At 44.8% G+C, this 20,423-nt stretch carries 15 protein-coding genes; 12 read left to right on the top strand and 3 right to left on the bottom strand.

What is annotated here, in order from left to right; all coding sequences use genetic code 11:
• Positions 1-12: 12 nt before the first annotated feature.
• Both WJM45_RS10855 and WJM45_RS10850 read right to left on the bottom strand, forming a co-directional pair.
• Entirely contained in the window at positions 13-282 is a 270-nt protein-coding gene (locus tag WJM45_RS10855) for a PilZ domain-containing protein (RefSeq protein ID WP_341325126.1), read from the bottom strand.
• An 85-nt stretch (positions 283-367) separates the two neighbouring features.
• Positions 368-1,675 carry a YihY/virulence factor BrkB family protein gene (locus WJM45_RS10850; RefSeq protein ID WP_341325125.1) on the bottom strand — a complete coding sequence of 436 codons (1,308 nt, stop codon included), beginning with the start codon at positions 1,673-1,675 and terminating at the stop codon, positions 368-370.
• A gap of 538 nt (positions 1,676-2,213) precedes the next feature.
• Here WJM45_RS10850 and WJM45_RS10845 point away from each other — a divergent pair.
• From WJM45_RS10845 to WJM45_RS10835, 3 genes are read left to right on the top strand one after another with little or no spacing between them, the layout of a single operon-like run.
• On the top strand, positions 2,214-2,708 hold the full coding sequence (locus WJM45_RS10845) for an MASE1 domain-containing protein (RefSeq protein ID WP_341325124.1): 495 nt from the start codon (positions 2,214-2,216) through the stop codon (positions 2,706-2,708).
• Between the two features lie 24 nt (positions 2,709-2,732).
• Complete coding sequence (locus WJM45_RS10840; protein ID WP_341325123.1) at positions 2,733-4,799, top strand: ATP-binding protein; 2,067 nt, start codon at positions 2,733-2,735, stop codon at positions 4,797-4,799.
• Positions 4,792-5,586 carry a cytochrome c gene (locus WJM45_RS10835; protein WP_341325122.1) on the top strand — a complete coding sequence of 265 codons (795 nt, stop codon included), beginning with the start codon at positions 4,792-4,794 and terminating at the stop codon, positions 5,584-5,586. Before WJM45_RS10840 ends, WJM45_RS10835 begins: the two co-directional genes overlap by 8 nt.
• Before the next feature lie 503 nt (positions 5,587-6,089).
• On the opposite strand, the gene WJM45_RS10830 is transcribed toward WJM45_RS10835, so the two are convergent.
• Positions 6,090-9,296, bottom strand: coding sequence for an EAL domain-containing protein (locus WJM45_RS10830; protein ID WP_341325121.1), 3,207 nt, complete (start codon positions 9,294-9,296; stop codon positions 6,090-6,092).
• Positions 9,297-9,441: 145 nt separating this feature from the next.
• On the opposite strand from WJM45_RS10830, the gene WJM45_RS10825 reads away from it, so the two are divergent.
• The 9 genes from WJM45_RS10825 to WJM45_RS10785 all read left to right on the top strand — a co-directional run bounded on the left by WJM45_RS10825 (position 9,442) and on the right by WJM45_RS10785 (position 20,423).
• Positions 9,442-11,151 carry a proline--tRNA ligase gene (locus WJM45_RS10825; RefSeq protein WP_341325120.1) on the top strand — a complete coding sequence of 570 codons (1,710 nt, stop codon included), beginning with the start codon at positions 9,442-9,444 and terminating at the stop codon, positions 11,149-11,151.
• A 757-nt stretch (positions 11,152-11,908) separates the two neighbouring features.
• On the top strand, positions 11,909-13,084 hold the full coding sequence (gene hxlAB, locus WJM45_RS10820; RefSeq protein ID WP_341325119.1) for a bifunctional 3-hexulose-6-phosphate synthase/6-phospho-3-hexuloisomerase: 1,176 nt from the start codon (positions 11,909-11,911) through the stop codon (positions 13,082-13,084).
• Between the two features lie 730 nt (positions 13,085-13,814).
• Positions 13,815-15,194: an MFS transporter gene (locus WJM45_RS10815; RefSeq protein WP_341328931.1), complete on the top strand. Its 1,380-nt coding sequence runs from the start codon at positions 13,815-13,817 to the stop codon at positions 15,192-15,194.
• A 382-nt stretch (positions 15,195-15,576) separates the two neighbouring features.
• Positions 15,577-16,050, top strand: a complete 474-nt coding sequence (ssb, locus tag WJM45_RS10810; RefSeq protein ID WP_341325118.1) for a single-stranded DNA-binding protein — start codon at positions 15,577-15,579, stop codon at positions 16,048-16,050.
• Positions 16,051-16,203: 153 nt separating this feature from the next.
• Complete coding sequence (locus tag WJM45_RS10805) at positions 16,204-16,962, top strand: MotA/TolQ/ExbB proton channel family protein (RefSeq protein WP_341325117.1); 759 nt, start codon at positions 16,204-16,206, stop codon at positions 16,960-16,962.
• Positions 16,963-16,969: 7 nt separating this feature from the next.
• Positions 16,970-17,800: a flagellar motor protein MotB gene (locus WJM45_RS10800; protein WP_341325116.1), complete on the top strand. Its 831-nt coding sequence runs from the start codon at positions 16,970-16,972 to the stop codon at positions 17,798-17,800.
• Between the two features lie 60 nt (positions 17,801-17,860).
• On the top strand, positions 17,861-18,442 hold the full coding sequence (locus WJM45_RS10795) for a PilZ domain-containing protein (RefSeq protein WP_341325115.1): 582 nt from the start codon (positions 17,861-17,863) through the stop codon (positions 18,440-18,442).
• A 75-nt stretch (positions 18,443-18,517) separates the two neighbouring features.
• Positions 18,518-19,507: a bifunctional biotin--[acetyl-CoA-carboxylase] ligase/biotin operon repressor BirA gene (gene birA / locus WJM45_RS10790; protein WP_341325114.1), complete on the top strand. Its 990-nt coding sequence runs from the start codon at positions 18,518-18,520 to the stop codon at positions 19,505-19,507.
• 4 nt (positions 19,508-19,511) lie between these two features.
• Entirely contained in the window at positions 19,512-20,423 is a 912-nt protein-coding gene (locus tag WJM45_RS10785) for a type III pantothenate kinase (RefSeq protein WP_341325113.1), read from the top strand.

Raw genomic sequence — 20,423 nt, 5'->3', positions numbered from 1 at the left:
GGATTATCGTTTTCACATAAACTCAACCGCAAAGCCCTTTTGAGGTATGACTCTTACGACTTTGACGTCTAAAACCGGAGCATCCTCGATTTCCAAGGTTTGGATTTGTATTTCGTCGCCGATTTGCGGCAATGTTTCGTTGAGACAATTGATGAATACACCTCCGACCGAAAAATCCTGCATTTGTAATCGTTCGGTTTTGCCTGAAGCGGGAATAATGACCAGCACGGGGGCCCGATGGATTAATCGCGGATGAATTCTCTTATCGTTGGATGTAGACAAGGTTTTATTTCCTAGCAGAATATTGATGATTTTCGGAAATCATAGTCAAAAGACCGCAGGATTGCCAGAAAAAGGTATTTTTTACTTAAATATCCTTGACTAATGTGTTGATTTTACTGGATTCCAGTAACTTTTCGGATTCCTCGATCAACTTCAAGCAATCTTCGATACCTTGAATGTCCGGGAGTTTATGCTGACCATACTCTTCCAGCGATTTGATGACCCGAGCTACATCAAGCCGGTGACTGTCGACCGCCGGAAGAAATACCGTCTCTTCGTCTTCTTCCCGGTTTAGCTCGATAACGATACCGCCATCTTTCAGTTTTATTAATACCGCTCTAACAACTGAAATCGGAAGTCTGAGCCGTTTACTGATTTCGCCTTCTGTCAAGGGTGGCGCTTCTTCGGTAAATGCATGAATCATCAATTGCATCATCTTTAATGCCGAGGCCTTTTGTATGATTAGGCTCGGTTCGCTGTATTTTTTATCTTCCTTGAACTCGGTGAAATTTTGTAAATAAAACGCGATTTCGCAGCCGAATAGTACAATCATCCAGCCGATTTGTAACGATAGGATAAATAGCGGCAAGGCCGCAAAACTGCCGTATATTGCATTGTATTCCGAAACTCCGAATTGCAAGGTGAGATAAGCCCATTGAAAAGTCTGATAGGCAATAGCGGCCAAAATGCCTGCGATTAATCCGGGTTTTAGCTTGACTTTATGATTCGGAATATAAATGTATATGAACGATAATAACGCCGACATGATAACCAGGGGAGACAATCCTAATAGTTGCAATACCAGATTTGCGCCGAAATCGGGTAAATGCATGATCTCTAATAGCCAGCCGACATGCGTTTTCAAAAAAACCGTAATGCTACTGGAAATTATCAGTAGTATCGGTGCGAGAAACATCAAGGACAGGTAATCGCTGAGCTTACGATTCAACGACCGGTCGCTATCGATTTGCCAGATGGCATTGAACGATGCTTCAATGAATCCGATAACCTTGATGACCGTCCAGAACAAAAAAATCACCCCGATTCCCGCCACAACGCCGCCCTTTGCATTCTCCAGCATGTTCTCGGCAAAACCGATCAATTGCACGATCATCGTATCGTGTTCCGGGACTTGCTCCAGCAATTTCTCTTTTAGAATTCGTTCGAAACCGAAGCCCTTTGCGACGCCGAATAGCATTGCAAAAACCGGTACAATCGATAGTAATGTATAAAGAGCTAAAGCCGTGGAACGAAGTATACAAAGGTCGCGGATGAAGCCTTTTGCAGATAGCAATAAGATTTTCAAGGCGTGCAATCCGTACGCTTCATAGCGATTCAACGAATGCTCTTGAATTCTCCAGATGTCTTCGTTGATGAATTTAATGATGTTCAAGGGATTAGGGGGGATATTTATGATATGAGTTAAAATTAAAAGAGCAACGATATTCGTTAGACGAAATCCTTAACCCAGCCTTAACAAATATAGTTCCTACGGTCTATATCATTAAATCATATGGATTAAAAAACATGCCAAAAATGGATTTGTAGTGCCATAATATTAACTTTATTTGAATATTCAAAAGCTTATGTTCGAATAATGTTAAGACTGGGTTAATTGAATCCGTACATTAACGCTTACATTTTTCGCGGTCGAAGCTATAACTATCTAACCCTTTGTAATTATTCGTCTCCCCCCTATCGTTCCCAGGCTTCAGCGTGGGAATGAAGACTGAGACGCTCTAGCGTCTCGTACCGCTGGAGCGGTACTCAGGCATTCCCACGCAGAGCGTGGGAACGATAATTGCCAGGGGAATGAATAATTACAACGCTTTTTAGGTACCATATTACAAAAGACGCCGTGAATAGTTAGGCCCGAGACGTAACACTTTTTTTAATTAAACAAAAAAAAATCAAGTCCTGTAAACAAAAAAATGAGACCTAGTAGTTTATCTCTTGCCGATTTTGGGCAATCCGTTTCGCTGATGATACTGGTTGGACTTCTCTATTTTGTGTTTGGATTACTTGGCCTCGAATTGACTTTACCCCCCGGTCCAGCAAGTGCGGTATGGCCTTCCGCAGGTATTGCGTTAGGGTTGCTTTTACTTCTTGGCAATCGGGTTTGGCCGGGAATCTTTATCGGCAATTTTTTTATTTCCGCTCTAACATTTGGTTTCGACGACAATATGTTGGCCGTTTCTTTAGTCTCGGCAATCGGTGCCTCGGTCAGTGCTTTAACCGGTCGATATTTAATCGGTCGTATGATCGGTTTCCCCAGTGTTTTGTTGGAAGACAAACATATCATTCTCTTTTTATTATTCGGCGGGCCGGTGAGTTGTTCGATTCCCGCAACATTAGATGTTACAGCACTCGCGTTGATCGGAGTCCTTGAGCCTTCGGAAATCCCCATTAATTGGATTATCAAATGAGTTGGCGACAGTATCGGCGTTTTTGTGTTTACGCCTTTGCTGCTGATTGTTTTTGCCAGCCCTAAGTCGATTTGGCGTAAACGCTTCTTTCCAGTCGGAATTCCTTTATTGTTAAGTTTTATGCTGATTATCGGTTTTTTCTTTTATGTGCAAAAACTCGATCGCAAACAGCATGATCAGGATTTCGAAAATCAATCGCTAATGTTAGCCGAGGCGCTTAAGCATCGAATCAAGCAGCACCAGCGAATTGTTTATGCAACCGGCAATCTTTTTATCGGCGACAATTCTGTTAGGCCTGATGATTTTGAATTGGCGGCTCGACATGGTTTTGATGAATTTCCTGAAATACAATCCATCCGTTGGCAGCGTTATCTCATAAAAGAGAAGTCTCGCTTTAAATTGTATCCAGTCTATAGCGAGCATCGAGATGAGTCAATTTCGGTGCCGCTAGAGTTGTCGGAGCGGCGGCTCGATCAATTTGCTCGTCTTCAAAGTTCCGATTCATTGATAAAAGCGATTATTGAACCCGCTAAGGGACATATTCATTTCCTGTTACCGATTTATCGGTCAACGAAAGTAAATCCACAAACTCCTATAGGTATTTTGTCAAGCACGGTTTCTACCGAAAGCATGATCCGACAGGCATTTAAGGGGCTCAATACAGGAGGAGTTTACCTTGCGATTACCGGTTCCGATTCCGAATCCGGTTACAGCATTATTTATAGTAATACCAAGGATCATTTACACAATGACTTTCGTAAATATTCGTTGTTATTGGGCAATCAGGAATGGCAGTTTTATTTTTATCAAGACCATAGCTCGGTTTACGCCCATTTTCACTGGCCGATGTGGTGGTTTTTGATAAGCGGCCTGTTATTCTCTAGTTTGCTTGGCGCCGGGTTGTTAATGCTAACCGGTCGGCATGTCAAAACAGAATTGGTCGTCAGTGAAAGGACTGCGGAGTTGCTGAGTGCCAAACAGGCGGCTGAAACCGCTAATGAAGCTAAGAGTCAGTTTTTGGCAAAAATTAGTCATGAACTGCGTACACCGCTGAACGGTATCATGGGATTCGCGCAATTATTGCAAAAATCGCCGGAAATTCCTGAAGCGCAAAAACAGCAAGTCAATATCATTAGTCATTGTAGCGAAGATTTATTAACGCTGATTAACGATATTCTTGATATTGCCGCAATTGAAAGTAATAAAACTAAGTTTGTAATAGAGCGCTTCGATTTTGTAAGCCTTATTAATGACATTGTTGAGTTATTTAGGTTAAAGGCCGCTGAAAAACAATTAGCGTTTGTTCATAATCAACATAATTTGCCGCAATTTCTTCATGGCGATCAAAAACGCTTGCGTCAAATAATTGCTAATTTATTGGATAACGCAATTAAATATACCGATCGCGGACGCGTTATATTGACGACGGAGTATCAGCGCGATCAGTTGATTATTACGGTAGCGGACACCGGATGCGGCATAGCTAATGAGCATCTCAACTTGATTTTTTCCCCTTTTATTCAATTAAGAGGAAAAGGGCTTTACAAGGAAGGTATTGGCATTGGTTTGGCTATATGCAAGGAGTTGATCAAGCTCATGCAAGGTAGTATTTCGGTGCAAAGCGAGCAGGGGAGCGGCAGTGTTTTTACAGTGAATCTACCCCTGAAAACCGATTCTGTAAAAGCTGCTAAAACTTCCGGTTTAGTCGTTCCCTACAATAAACATTTCGGTAAATTACAGATTTTAATCGCGGATGATAATGAAATTAATTTAATACTGCTGAAACAGTTACTGTTGAAGCAAGATTGTGCGGTCGATTGCGTTGACAACGGAGTCGACGCCTTGAATATGATTCACAAATATCATTACAAAGTCGCTTTTATCGATCTGAATATGCCTGTTATGAACGGAATCGAACTGGTAAGATTGCTCAGACAAGAAAACAATGATATTCAATTGATCGCAATTAGTGCATATGCCGATCGACAAACAATCAGAGAAGCGCTCGATGCCGGTTTCGATCATTATCTAACGAAGCCTATCGATACCAACCAATTAAACCAACTAATTCACTGTTTCGATTATGACTAGATTAAAGTTTTTTTTATTTTTACTGATTGCAATTTTTCAGTCGAATTCGGTATCTGCGGAGGAGTGGCCGACAATTGAGCTCTCCGGTATCGATCTGACTACAGTAAAACGTATTCAAATCAAGGAAGATCCGGTTTATAAAACCGCTAAAGAATACGAAGCGATTCCGCTAGCGCAAATTTTGAGTCGTTTTTCTGAAGCCGATCGAACAGCTAAGGATAGGGTGCTCGTGTTTACTGCCAAAGATGGTTACAGCGTTTCTATGGCGTTGGCGGATGCAATGTCGGAACAAGGCTATATTGCGTTTCGAGATGTCGAAGCGCCGTCGGGGCAAAAATGGATGACATTCAAATTCGGCAAAGAAACCACAACGCCGGCGCCGTTTTATTTGGTTTGGCCTAAGCAAGGGCTAGACAAATGGCGTTATCCATGGCCGTTTCAATTGGCAGCGATTTCGCTGCAACCGGCTTCGACTTATTTCGGCGCAGCTGCGCCGGCCAAAAAAGCCGATGATATTCGTGCCGGTTTCAATTTATTTTCGACTTATTGCATTCGTTGCCATTCGGTTAATTTGTCCGGCGGTCAGGTTGGGCCGGAACTCAATGTTCCGAAAAACATTACCGAATATTTTATCGAAGCGGAGTTGGCCGGCTTTATTCTTAATGCGCCTGCTTACCGGTCGGGCACTAAAATGCCGTCTTTTGAAATGATTCTTGATCGGCAGCAAGCGGAGGCGATCGTTACTTATCTAAAACATATGAAAAAAGAAAAGATCGAGACCGAATAAGCAATAGTTAATCTGTACCTTTTTCAATATCGCGCCAAAGGATAAGAAGTTGTTTTATACCTTTCACACTTCAAATTTCAGCAGTGCCAGAGGAGGCGCCTGGGTGTCAGATAAAGGCTTTGATCGCATGGAGCTGGCATAGAGCCTACATGGACGTATTCACCCAGCACCTAAATCCCTAAGCCTTTTGGATATGCTAGCTATCTTGCGTAATGCATCCAGCACCTAAATAAGCCATGATTTTGAATCATTGCCAAAGATCTATGGAATTCATCCAGCACCTAAATTAGTCATGATATTAAACATAGCCAATCGGTTATGGAATTTAGGTGCTGGATTTAGGTGCTGGGTTCACGGCGTCCTTTAGCGGACACCTAGGCGCTGAATTTTGATCTACGACGGGTATATAGCTTTTTGTAATCCAGCGCTTACCGAGAAAAATAACCGACACGCCAGTGCTTTCTTATGCAATGCCGATTTTTATGCAATAAGAATAATAATTTTTATAAGGGTACTTGCTTCGATCGCTGTAAGAATCGCTGTAAGTAGAGTTCGGCAAATTGATCCGCCGTTGCCGGATGACTAAAATAGTAGCCTTGAAACCCTGTGCAGCCCTTACTCTTTAGAAATGCCAATTGCTCGTTCGTTTCCACACCTTCGGCAATCATAGTCAAGCCTAAATGTTTTGCCATGTCGATCATTGTCTCGACGATGATCGCATCGTTCGGGTCGGTGGAAATGTCGCGAACAAAACTTTTGTCTATTTTTAATTGATTCAACGGTAATTGTTTCAAGTAAGCAAGCGAGGAATAACCGGTGCCGAAGTCGTCGATTGAAATCGATAGGCCCAGCGCTTTCAAGGCTTTCATTTTTTCAATGGTATCTTCGATGTTATCGATAACAACGTGTTCGGTTAATTCTATCTCCAAGCAATCGGCAGTAATGCCGCTAACGCTCAGCGAATGTTCTATTTGATCGACAAAGTCGCTTTGCCTGAATTGATTAGAGCTCACATTAATTGCAATACGCGGCACAATTAAACCCTTTTGTTGCCATGATTGGATTTGCAGGCACGCTTCCATGATCACCCAACGCCCTAACTGTAAAATCAAACGAGATTCTTCGGCAATTTTGATGAACTCAATGGGGGGAATCAGGCCTTTTTGAGGGTGCTGCCATCTTATTAATGCTTCGGCTCCTATAATCTCGTTTTCGGCGTCAAACTGGGCTTGGTAATTCAAAACGAAATGACCTTGATCGATCGCTTCTCGAAGCTCGTTTTCCATCTTAATGCGCAGATCGGCAGCTTCTTGCATGTTCGGATGAAAAAAGCTGATGCTGTTACGGCCTGAAGCTTTCGATCGATACATCGCCGTATCGGCTTGTTGCAGAATACGGTCCGGGTTATCGTCATTATCCGGAAACAAGGTTATACCGATACTGGGTGAAAGTTGATGTTGAAACTCGTTGAGTAAGAACGGCTCATTGATTTTGACATTAATCTTTTCGGCGACCGTTAGTGCGTGATCGGCTGCTTCCGATAAGTTTTTAGCATTGCAGTTGATCAGAACGATAAATTCGTCGCCGCCTAAGCGGGCGGCGGTATCTTCATCTCGCACAACCGATTCCAAGCGGTTTGCTACTTGAATAAGTAATTCGTCGCCGACATGATGGCCTAGCGAGTCATTCAAGAATTTAAAATGGTCCAAATCCATGAATATCACGGCGCCGAAATGGCCATGTCGTTTGGCGACAGCGATTTCTTTATCTAGACGGTTGATCAACAAGCGACGATTCGGCAAGTTGGTTAAAGGATCGTAGAAGGCCAGATTGTGGATGCGTGATTCATTTTCTTTTTTTTCAGTGATATCGGAAAAAATTGACACAAAATGGCTTATTTCGCCGGTTTCGTTTTTAACGGCCGTAACGGTCTGCCATTCCGGGTAGACCTCTCCATTCTTTCGCCGATTCCAGATCTCGCCTTCATACTGTCCTTGGCTGGCTAATTGCCTCCAAAACTCATCGAAACAATCGCGATTATGGTGTCTGGATCTTAAAACCGAGGGGATTTTACCAATGACGTCCTCACTGGAATAACCGGTGATTTTTGTGAAAGCATTATTCACCCTCAAAATTCTGCCTTTTTTATCGGTAATCATAATCCCTTCTTGGGTTTCGAAAGCGGTTGCGGCTAAGCGTAATTGTTCTTTGCTAAGCCGTAGTTTCCGATTGCTTTGATTAAGATCATGCGTGCGCTTTTCCACTTCGACTAGGATTAACTCGGTTTGCCCGGTGACAATCAAAAAACCGATACCCATTAAACTGGTCAGCAACATACCGCCGGCCAAAATACCCCAAACCGGCCAGGAGTAATAATTTCCAAGAAAAGCTAAATCGGGCGAAACTTGAATGAACCAGGATTGCCCGCCGATATTGAGCGGCTTTAGCGTGGTGATGGCAAACGGATCCGGAATGGCGCGCTTAGACTCTAAAGGAAACAACCATTGCTGTTTTCCGTCGGTGGTTTTTTCGAAAAGCCTAATATCGATATATTCAATGCTTTTTCGAAGCAGGGCGTCTTCAATAAAACGCTCGATATCGAAAGCTTCGATAACATAGCCTTTTAAGGTCTGATCGGTCTCGAAAAAAGGCGTATAAATAAAAAACTGCCTGGAACTGTTTCCAAATGCCAATATTTTAGAGCTTCGATCGGTTATTGCTTGAGGCTCCAGCGCTAACACGATTTCTTGGTGGCGTTTTTCCGAAATAGGATAGCTGTCATCGAAATACTTTTTAGTCGAATACTTGATCGACCATGCCGTTTTATCTTGACTTGCTTTCGAGGCCTCTAGCCATTCAATATAAGGGACGCCTGGGTAAGTGTTGAAAACCCAGTCCGAAAAAATTTGTAACGATTGATAGTCAATCGTATCGCTCGAACCGATTAATGAGTGGTAAAGCGACAAGGTGTTTGCATGGGTCTTATAATTGTCTTCTAAAGCGTATTGTATCGTTTCCGCCTTGTTTTCGATGATTTCCTGTAGGCGTAAGCCTTCTCGTTGATGAGCCAATAAGTAAGAAATTGCGACTAGGGCTAAACCTGCTATCAAGGTTGCGCATAACGGTAACCAGCGTTTCGTGCGACTTTGTAAGGAGGGCTCGAAAATCGTCAAGAATAAAGGCGTGAAAACCACGATGCCGATGCAATCTCCGAGCCACCAGGTTAAGAATCCGAATCCGAAATCCGATTCGACGATGACACCGGTTTCAACCAATGCATAAACACTTAGTAACGCCGGCATCAATGTAGCGACCGGACCGGATAAGAAAAAAAACAGCATGATTTCTTTGGCGGAAATCAAAGGGTTCGGGTAGCCTACGATTTTTTTTACTAAAAAGGCTCCGGTCCAAGCCCTAAGCACGCTGTTGACCGGTGAACTGAGAAAAATTAAGAGTTGGCCGGGGGATTGCCATAAAGTCATGAAATCGTAGACTTCATAATGGATAGCTAATTCAGCCAAAAAAATAGCCGGTAATACTTTGTTTCCCCAGAGCAACGTAGCCGCGAAGCCGATACCGGCCGGCGGCCAGATTGCCGTGGCGTAACTAGGCGGCAAGGACAGCGGTAATGCCAATTGTCCCGCAAAATAAAACAGTAAAGCCGTTAATGCAATACGACTAGTCGAGTTAACGGAAGTTCTATAATTCAAGGTGAGTTGTCCTTCGCTTTATTGTGATTCGATCGCCGGTAAACAATCGATGCTGAATGATATCAGAAAACCGGATGTCGATGATGTGATGACTTTGGCGGTGTTTACTCGGTAGAATACGCATTTTAACATTTTAGTCATAGACATGCGCACCTCTCAATTCCCTCTCAATACCGTCAAAGAAACGCCTTCGGATGCCGAAATCGCCAGTCATAAGCTCATGATTCGAGCAGGCTTAATTCGCAAACTAGCCGCCGGTCTTTATACCTGGTTGCCGCTAGGGCTTAGAGTCATGCGAAAAGTCGAAAAAATTACCCGCGAGGAGATGGAAAAAGCCGGCGCATTAGAAGTCTTGATGCCGGCTTTGCAACCCGCCGAGTTGTGGCAGGAGACCGGTCGTTGGGATCAGTATGGACCCGAACTGGCTCGCTTACAAGACCGCCACCAACGCGATTTTTGTTTGGGTCCTACGCATGAGGAAATCATTACCGATTTGGCGAGGCATGAGGTTAAAAGTTATAAGCAGTTGCCGATTACCTATTATCAAATCCAAACCAAATTCCGGGACGAAATACGGCCACGATTCGGCGTGATGCGTTCACGCGAATTCGTCATGAAGGATGCTTACTCTTTCCATCTCGATCAGGAATCCCTTCAAGAAACCTATCAAGTCATGTATCAGGCCTACAGCAATATCTTCAACCGCTTCGGTTTGCAATATAGGGCTGTGATCGCCGATTCAGGATCGATCGGCGGTGCGGTATCGCACGAATTTCATGTATTGGCCGAATCCGGAGAGGATGCGATTGCCTTTTCGACGAAAAGCGATTATGCCGCCAACATCGAAAAAGCCGAGGCGTTAATGCCCGCAGGCGACAGGGGCCCGGCTACCGAATCGCTCGATCTAGTGGACACACCGGATCAACATTCGATAGAAGAAGTCAGTGCCTTTTTCGGGATTGCCAAATCTAGATGCCTAAAAACCTTGATCGTCAAAGGCGAAGAAGACGAGTTAGTCGCTTTGTTATTGCGAGGCGATCATGAATTGAATGCGATCAAGGCCGAAAAAATTTCCGGTATCGCAGTTCCCTTGCAATTAGCCGACGAAGAGCAAGTGATGTCTGTTTGTAATGCAAAGCCCGGCTCGGTCGGTCCTTTCGGACTGAAAATTAAAATCATTGCGGACCGAAGTGTCGTCTTGATGTCCGATTTTGTATGCGGAGCCAATCAAGACGGCAAGCATTACCGCGGCGTGAATTGGCAGCGGGATATTCCTTTGCCTGAACAAATCGAGGATTTACGCCTCGTGGTCGAGGGCGATCCGAGCCCGGACGGGCAAGGCGCGATTACTATCGCTCGAGGTATCGAGGTGGGTCATATTTTTCAACTGGGTACGAAATACAGTTCAGCGATGAAAGCCGACATCATCAACGAAGGCGGTAAGAATCAGACGATGATCATGGGGTGTTACGGCATCGGTATTTCGCGGATTGTTGCGGCGGCGATCGAGCAGAACCATGACGACAATGGCATTATCTGGCCGGCCCAATTGGCTCCGTTCCAAGTGGCCTTGTGCCCGATGAATATGCATAAGTCGGAACGTCTGCGCGCGGCTGCCGAAAAACTCTATCGAGAACTACTCGACGCCGGAATCGAGGTGTTATTCGACGATCGAAAAGTCCGAGCCGGCTTCATGTTTTCCGATATGGAATTGATCGGTATTCCGCATCGTGTCGTAATCGGCGACCGCAGCCTCGACTCCGGCATGATCGAATACCGGGCTCGGACTGCGAGTGAAAGCCAAGAATTGCCGATGACTGAATTAATACCTTTTTTGTTGCAACAATTGAGTTGATGATCGCTAGGAATAGCATTGAGTATTCGCGCTGCATTTAGAACGTAATGTGAAATAATCAACATAAATTAAAGGTTTTGGTAAATATCGCACCCAAAGTGTGAATTCGTCACAAAAAAGCAGCATGGACTCAGGTTAGTCTGTGCTGAACATTTTTTAAGGACGAGTTCAAATGAAATTTTTACCGAGACCGATCATTTGCGAACGCTGTGGCGATGAGATTTTACCGTCAGAACAAAGCCGGCCCGACGATTGCATTTGCCCTTGGTGCCGGCATATGATGATGGAAGCAAGCGAAATTCATCAAAAAACCAAAAGAAAGCGTTCCCCTCACTTAATCTTGCTTAATCATCGCAACTGAAACCTAAACAAAGCTACTCCTTTTTGATTGAAAAACCGTCTAAGAATAAAGGGTATGGGATGTGTCTACCGAGGATCGCCGTGAACCCATCCATGGGGGCTTGACAGCAGCAATCGAAAGCCAAGGATGGCGTGAATGCGGGTTTTGCATGGAGCAAAAATCTGACCTGCTGCCGACATCCTCGCTAACCACATCCCATACCTTCACAAAAATAGCTAATTTTTGAGTATAAAGGGAGTAATAAAACTCCAGGACGTTATTTATCACGAAATCCTTAGGGCTTTTCAATGGTCGAGCCTTTCGAAAATTGACAGATATCCTTTTTCTGCTTTAGAGTGCTGCTCTGACCGAATGCTATTGTGTGATAAATAATATAACTAATCAGGAGCGCATAAAATGGCAAAACCATTGATTCAATTGGCACTAGATTCTTTGGATTTCGACAAAACCCTGGAACTTGCTTCGCAAGCGGCGCCTTATGTCGATATCATTGAAATCGGCACACCTTGTATCAAGTTCAATGGGCTTGAATTGGTCAAGGAAATTAAACGCAGATTCCCCGATAAATTGCTACTGGTCGATCTTAAAACGATGGATGCCGGTGAATACGAAGCCAGTCCATTCTATGAAGCCGGTGCGGATATCTGCACGGTACTTGGAACATCGGGGATTTCAACTATCAAAGGCGTTATCAGCGCTGCAAAAAAATATAATGCCGAAGTTCAAGTCGATTTGATCAATGTCGAGGATAAAGCCAGTTGTGCAGCGGAAGCCGTCGCGGCCGGCGCGCAAATTATCGGCATTCATACCGGAATTGACGCCCAGGCGGCCGGACAGACACCCTTCGCGGATTTACAAGATTTATTGCGCTTAGGGCTCAATACACGGGTTTCTGTTGCCGGCGGTATTAAGCCTGAAACTGTTCGGGATGTTGTTAAAGCCGGAGTTGACATAATTGTCGTAGGAGGCGCGATTACAGGAGCGCCATCTCCAGCCAATGCCGCTCGAAAAATTCAACGCTTGGTCAATAGCAAGGGCACGCATCGTGAATTTGTCGTCGATAAGATTTCGGATGTTTTATATGTAACCGATGATTCTTATGATAGAAAACTGACGAGCATGCTCGATCAGGCGCGACGAATTTTTGTTTCAGGTGCGGGACGGTCGGGCTTGATTGGCCGCTTTTTTGCCATGCGGCTGATGCATAGCGGTTACGATACCAGTGTAGTCGGCGAAATCGTTACCCCCAGTATCAAGCAAGGCGATTTGCTGATTATTATTTCCGGCTCCGGCGAAACCGAACAACTCGTTGCCTTTACTAAGCGGGCACGGGATATCGGCGCACAAATCGTGCTGATTTCAGCGAAAAGCGAGTCGACAATCGGCGACATGGCCGATGCCGTGTTTAGAGTCGGTAGCCCGGAACAGTACGGCAAGGTTATCGGCATGCCAATGGGAACGGTTTTCGAACTTTCCACATTGGCATTTCTGGAAGCGACCATCTCTCATGTCATCCACGAAAAAGGCATTCCAGAAGAAGAAATGAGATCGCGGCATGCGAACCTGGAATAAATTTCGCCGACCGTAACGTTCATGAAGGCCAGGCAATCGCCCCGGCAAATGAAAATGCGAGCTGTGGTGGGGGCGGTCACTCGCCCGACAGGACGCCGTAAACCCAGCACCTAAATCCAGCACCTAAATTCCATAGCCTATTGGCCATGATTGATTACATAGATAATTTAGGTGCTGAGTAAATACGTCCATGTAGGCTCGACGGCGGCTTTCCCTGCCGCCGACGCCTGTCGATCGAGCAACCGCACCCTCTTCGGAGCCGGCATTGTACTTTCACAGTAACGATTATCGAGGTAGCGGCACACGGAAGTGCCTATCGTGGAATCCCGTTTAATCAGTCGTTTTGTCAATTGCGGTACACTGCATCGACATCATTACGTCTCATGATTATTTGATCTAAAAACGGCAGCAAACTCACGAAAAGCACGAGATTAATGCTGCCGAGATACCCCCAAGCTCCCTTACTTTTCGATTGCCTAGGATTCGTCTATTCTTTTTATAGCATGCTATGAGACGCACTTTAGCGCCCCCCTTTCCTTACCCTTGATTTCTCAAGGCTAATTTCAAACAGACTGCTCAAGCAACCGTTGTTATAATAGCCGGCATTGTGTGTCGGTTAACGATGTTAATTGGTACTTCGCAGTGTAAGGCTGTTAAATTTCGATTAGCCATCCATTCTTTATAGTTTTCGATAGCGTACTTTATTCAGGAGATAAGTGTTTTGGCACAAATGCAGGATATTACCAGCCCAATGACATTGCTGGAAAAACGAGCAACCGGTTCATTGGCGGGCATTTACGCATTAAGGATGTTGGGATTGTTTATGATTATGCCGGTATTGCCATTATTTGCCGAGCATTTGGAAGGTTCCACGCCGCTTTTAATCGGATTATCGGTCAGTATTTATGGATTAAGTCAGGCATTATTACAAATCCCTTTCGGGCTAATGTCCGACCGCTTTGGGCGAAAAAAATTAATTATCCTGGGCTTATTGTTGTTTGCAGCCGGCAGCGTGCTTTCGGCGATGTCGACGACGATTTACGGCGTGTTATTCGGCAGGGCATTGCAAGGTTCAGGAGCCATCGCCGCAGTCATTATGGCCTTGGTCGCCGATTTGACTCAGGAGGTCCATAGGACGAAGGCGATGGCCTTGATCGGTATCAGTATTGGCGTTTCGTTCGGCATCGCGATCTCTATAGGACCTGTCCTTGCCGGTTATGTCGGTGTTGAAGGTATTTTCTGGTTGACGGCGCTGCTCTCGTTAGCGGCAATAATCGTCATCGTTTATATTGTTCCGAACCCGATACAATCAAAAGTTCACCGCGATGCCGAACTGATTCCGGGCCAGATAAAGCATGTGTTAAAAAATGCCGAGCTGCTAAGATTCAATTACGGTATCTTTATTCTACATTTGATATTAACGGCCAGTTTTATTGCCATTCCACTATTGATGAGGGATGCCGGATTAGGCGGCAGTCAACATGGACAAGTTTATTTGCCTGTGTTTATCGTTTCATTGTTGGCTGCAGTACCTTTTATTATTTTGGCTGAAAAAAAGCGTAAAATGAAACCCGTTTTTATCGGTGCGATTGCTGTTATCGTTGTATCTGAATTAGGTTTACAGTACTTTCATCAAAGCTTGACCGGGATCGTTGTTTTTCTTTGGTTGTTTTTTTGCGGTTTCAATTTGCTCGAAGCCACGTTACCTTCATTGGTTTCTAAAACCGCACCGGGCGACATGAAAGGAACGGCCATGGGTTTTTATTCGACTTCTCAATTTTTAGGGGCATTTTTAGGCGGTGCGCTTGGAGGCTGGAGTTATGGCGAATTCGGCGGTAGCGCTGTTTTTATCATGAGTGCTGTAGCGGGAGCGAGTTGGTTGGTAGTATCTTTTACAATGAAACCGCCGCGTTATCTTGCCAATATGCTGATTTCCATTAGCAATCTTACCCGAGTTCAAGCCGAGCAACTCACTGAAGAGATCCTCAGGGTTACCGGAGTTGAGGAAGTGAAGCTGCATTTCGGCGAAGGGGTGGTTTATCTTAAAGTCGATAATCGTTTATTGGATAAAGATCGTTTACAGTATTCGATAACTCAGTTCGATTCCTGATAATTCAACTGATTTTTGCTATTTATTTTAAGTTTTAATCTAAATTTGTACCCATCGTAGATCAAAATTCGGCATAGGGGTGTCCGCAAGGACGCCGTGAATGCGTCTATGTAGGCTCTATGCGAGTTCCATGCTGGTCCCTCACCTACTGTTAGGTGAGGGACCGAGTACCCCGGCGCCTACTAAAGCACTGCCGAAATTTGAAGCGTGAAAGGTATAAAATGGGACGCGCGGACCCGCCAAAACCCATAGCTCCAGGAAGTTATTTTTCACGAAATCCTTAAGGATTTCGCGATAAATACTCAGGTTGGTATCGGTTTTCCAAATGTAAAGTTTCCCTTGAGAATCTATATTTTTTGCTCAATCGTTTTTCGGAGAAAACATGCTAAACAAAGTAACATTAATCGGCAACCTCGGGGCCGACCCCGAAGTTCGCTATATGCCTAGTGGCGAAGCGGTAACAAATATTAGTCTAGCCACGACAATGCGTTGGAAAGATAGACAAACCGGCGAGCGGAAAGAGTCTACCGAATGGCATCGCGTAGTTTTTTTTAGAAGGCTTGCCGAAATTGCCGGCGAATATTTAAAAAAAGGCAGCCAGGTCTATGTTGAAGGTCGCTTGCAAACACGAAAATGGCAGGGCCAAGACGGGCAAGACCGCTACACGACAGAAATTATCGCTAACGAAATGCATATGCTGGGAAGCCGAAGCGGCGGTACCGCCAATTATTCCGATAATCAAGGCGCTTATTCGTCACAGAACTCGGCTCCAGCTCAATCTAGGCCTCAATCAACAACACCCTCAAACTCAGCGCCTCCGCCTTACGACGATTTTGATGACGATATCCCGTTTTGAATCATTGAGGGCAAATTTTGTATTCTATCTCTTGACTTTCGCGGTTACTTCAGCGACGAATTTTGATCTGCGAGGGTATAAAAAAGGGGGGGCGACTCAAATGAGTTTGTTCAATGTTCTGATTGATTATCCATTATTACGAAGAGGTTAAATGTGGATATAGCGTCGTTAATCGGCTTTTTATTGGGCATAGGGATTATTACAGCCGCCATTGCTACCGGCGGCGATGTTATGTTATTTGTAAATCTACCCTCCATATTAATCGTCATAGGCGGTACTTTCGGCGTATCGTTGATGCGTATTCCTATATCCGATTTTTTAAGGTCTTTCGGTGTTTTAGGAAAAGCTTTTCTAAACAAAAGGGAAGACCCCGCAGTGTTAATCGAAGAAGCCGTAAGGCTTTCCGATGTCGCTCGAAAAAACGGTCTACTGGCCTTGGAAAATGAGACTATTGAAAACGAATTTATGAGAAAAGGTATCAATCTTTGTGTCGATGGGCATGATCCTGCTTTTGTAAAAAAAATGCTGTCTCAAGAAATTAACCAAATGATATCGCGCAATGAAGTAGGTCAAGATATGTGGAAAGGAGTCGGCGATTTAGCGCCGGCAATGGGTATGATCGGAACGTTGGTTGGTTTGGTGCAGATGCTCGCAAACATGTCCGATCCGTCGAGTATCGGTCCTGCGATGGCCGTCGCTTTACTGACAACACTTTACGGTGCGTTAGTGGCAAACTGTTTCGCGCTCCCGATCGTCGACAAGCTAGCTAAGGTGATGCTTTATGAAAAAACCAATAAAGAACTTATATTAGAAACGATTTCCGGCATACAAGAAGGTATGAATCCTAAGGTTCTAGAGTCTTTGTTGAATTCCTATATTTCCGATAAAAAGCGAAAAACCGACAATGAATAGGTGAAAAATGGCTGATGAATGCCCCAAATGCCCCCCGGTCGGAGCACCCGCATGGTTGACGACCTTTGCCGACTTAATGTCGTTGCTGATGTGTTTCTTTGTGTTGTTGTTATCATTTGCAACCATGGATACCATCAAGTTTAAAAAAATGGCTGATTCGATGATCAATGCTTTTGGCGTACAGAAGGATGTGCCGGCATACGATATTCCAATGGGGACCAGTATTATCGCCCAGCATTTTTCGCCGGCACCGACCGAGCCCACTCCGCTAGAGGAAGTCAAGCAGACGACTATGCAGGATTCGCCGAACTTGGAAGCGGCAAAAAAACAGCTAATGGAATTGACACAGGCCGAAATTGAGGAGCAGGCAGAAAAAATCAGAGAGGATTTAAAAGAAGAAATCAAGATGGGTTTGGTTTCGGTGGAAACGGAAAATCTAAAAATCATTATTCGCATTAGCGAAAAAGGATCGTTTCCATCCGGTAGTGCGGTGCTCAATACCGGATTTGAGCCCGTATTGACTAAAATTACCGCATCGGTTAACGAATCGCCCGGAAAAGTTCTGGTGTCGGGTCATTCAGACGACAGACCGATTAGAACGCAGATGTATCGCTCGAATTGGGAATTGTCTGCCTCTCGTGCCGTAACCGTTTCTCATTTCATGCTGGATCAACCAGGAACCGAACCGTCACGACTCGTCATCCAGGGTTATGCCGATACCCGACCGTTAGTACCTAACGATTCCCCCGAAAACCGGGCGCTTAATCGAAGAGTCGAGATCGTTATCGTGCAAGTAGAACCAGGCGCCGACGAAGCAGGTCAAGAGTTTGTCGAGTAATATTAGGGGGTGGCGAAGTCGATGCATCCAAAAAATATATTTCATTTCCAGGAAATTTAAATGAATCGGGATAAAGATAGACGGCGTTTTTTTCGCATTGATGATCAAGTTAATCTTTACTATAAAAAAGTAGATGAAGCGACCGCCTCGCCGGCTAGTCATATGAGCGATAATGTGCTGGGCAACTGTTCGTTGTCCGCCGCTTTGGAATTAATTTCACAAGAATCCCGTATCATGATGCATCGGCTCGATCGGACTGTGCCGGATGTAGCCGATTATTTGAAATTAATTGAAAGTAAAATTGATTTGATTGCTCAGGCGATAATGATGCAAGGCACCGATTTTAAAGAGAAGGATACTCGCAACGCTAATTTAAGCGCATCCGGATTGGCTTTCGAGTGTGCGGAGGTCTTGGCAGTTGGTGATTATCTGGAAATTAAAATGCTATTGGTTTCGTGTATGGCTGTCATTGTCACTTATGGAAGAGTTATTTATTGCAAGCCCAAAAAGAATCCTGAAGGCATTTATTCTCATATTATTGGTGTCGATTATATCAATATGAAGGAGCAAGACCGGGAGTTGTTGATTAGGCATGTCGTTAAAAGGCAAATGCAAAAACTCCGCGAGAATAAAGAGCCGTAGTGTTGACTTTAGGGGCTTTCACGAAGTCCTTAATTATTTTGGCGGATAAAACGATAATTCTATTTTTACTGTGCAGTGACAATTACCGATCAACAAAAAAAAATTCTGGGGATCCTTGCCGACGGCGAATTTCATTCGGGTTCTATTTTAGCCGATACTCTCGGTGTGAGCAGATCGGCGGTTTGGAAACAGTTACACAGTTTAACCGAACTAGGCTTGGAGCCCATCGCAGTGAGCGGCAAGGGTTACCGCCTAGAACGCCCGATCGAATTTTTAAGCAGTGAAAAAATCGAATCCGTGTTGATGGAGAGTGTTCGCTTGAGCATTTCGGATTTAAACATCCATGACCGGCTTGATTCAACGAATAACCATTTGATCAATCAAGCTAAATGCGCAGCCCGATCCGGGGCGGTTTGTTTAGCTGAGTTTCAAACTGCAGGTAAAGGCCGGCGAGGTAGGTCCTGGGTCTCGCCGTTCGGTTCAAATATTTACCTGTCGCTCTTGTGGCACTTTCACAACGGCCCGTCCGCTATTTCAGGCTTGAGTCTTGCTGTCGGCGTTTCCGTGATCAGGGCCTTGGCATCCTTAGGTTTATCCGGTATCGGTTTAAAATGGCCGAACGATATTTATTGGCAGGAACATAAATTAGGCGGGATATTAATCGAAGTGACCGGGGAGACTCATGGGCCTTGCGCGGCTGTGATCGGTATCGGGTTGAATATTTATATGCCGGATCGTGAAGCGGCAATGATCGATCAAGCTTGGATCGATTTGACTCGGATTATGGGAGGGATATCCATTTCGAGAAATCGTTTAGCAGGAACGTTGTTGAATGAATTATTGCCGATACTTGCCGATTACGAAAACCATGGCTTAAAACCTTATTTAGATGAATGGCGATCTTACGATTGCCTGGAAGGCCGTCCTGTCGTTATCTATCATGGCGATTCTGCAATAACAGGCAATGCTGGAGGAATCGACGATAATGGCCTGTTTCGTTTAATGATTGCCGACGGCAAAGCCTGTTGTTTTGCATCCGGCGAAGTAAGTTTTAGCAAGAATTGACCGAATGGACTTATTGGTCGATATCGGTAACTCTCGTGTAAAGTGGGGATATAACGATATTCGTTTAGAACCGGGAGTGCCTGTTATTCATCAAGATAGTGATTTTGAAGCCCGGTTGTTTTCCACTTGGCGAGCCTTGCCGAAATCGCCGCGGCGTATGGCTATTTCCTGCGTGGCTTCGAATGCCGTATTAGATCAAGTCAAGACAATTGCTCTGGACCTGTGGCCTTCTATGTCCATAATACAAGCTCATTCCGTAGCCGAAGCGTATGGTGTTCGGAATGCTTATGAATTTCCGGAAAAACTGGGCGTGGATCGTTGGCTGTGTCTAATAGCGGCCAGGCATTACTGGTCGGAACCGGTCTGTATCGTCGACTGCGGGACCGCCATTACCATTGATGTAATGGACCGCAACGGTTGTCATTTGGGAGGGCTCATTTGTCCGGGTTTAACCTTAATGAAGCATTCGCTGTCAAATGGCACGGCCAATTTACAGCTTTCCGCACAAAGCGGTTTACCGGTCTTGGCTCGAAATACGAGCGATGCTATTGATAATGGCGCCCTTTATGCCGTCATCGGTATGATTAAGAGCTTGATAGCAGATTTAAACAAGCCTGTTAAGGATTTAGCCGTAAATAACTTACCCATTTTACAGAGAGATCGCTTGCTCGATCGGCAGGTGTCAGAAACAGGGAAAGCCGTCGTCAAGTCTACACGGAAGTATTCACGGCGCCCTGTCAATCGAGTTACCGAACCCTCAAAAAAACTCATAGTTCCAGGACGTTATTTATCACGAAATCCTAAGTTAGTTTTAACCGGTGGAGACGCGGGCGATATTGCCCCTCATCTTGATAATGTATCTTGTGTTGTACCGGACTTGGTCTTAAAAGGCTTGTCATTGATTCTCGCGGAATAA

The organism is Methylotuvimicrobium sp. KM2 (assembly GCF_038051925.1).
In the GTDB taxonomy this organism is placed as follows: domain Bacteria; phylum Pseudomonadota; class Gammaproteobacteria; order Methylococcales; family Methylomonadaceae; genus Methylotuvimicrobium.
Note: the sequence above shows the minus strand (reverse complement) of the source record. Positions and strands in the feature narration are given on the sequence as shown.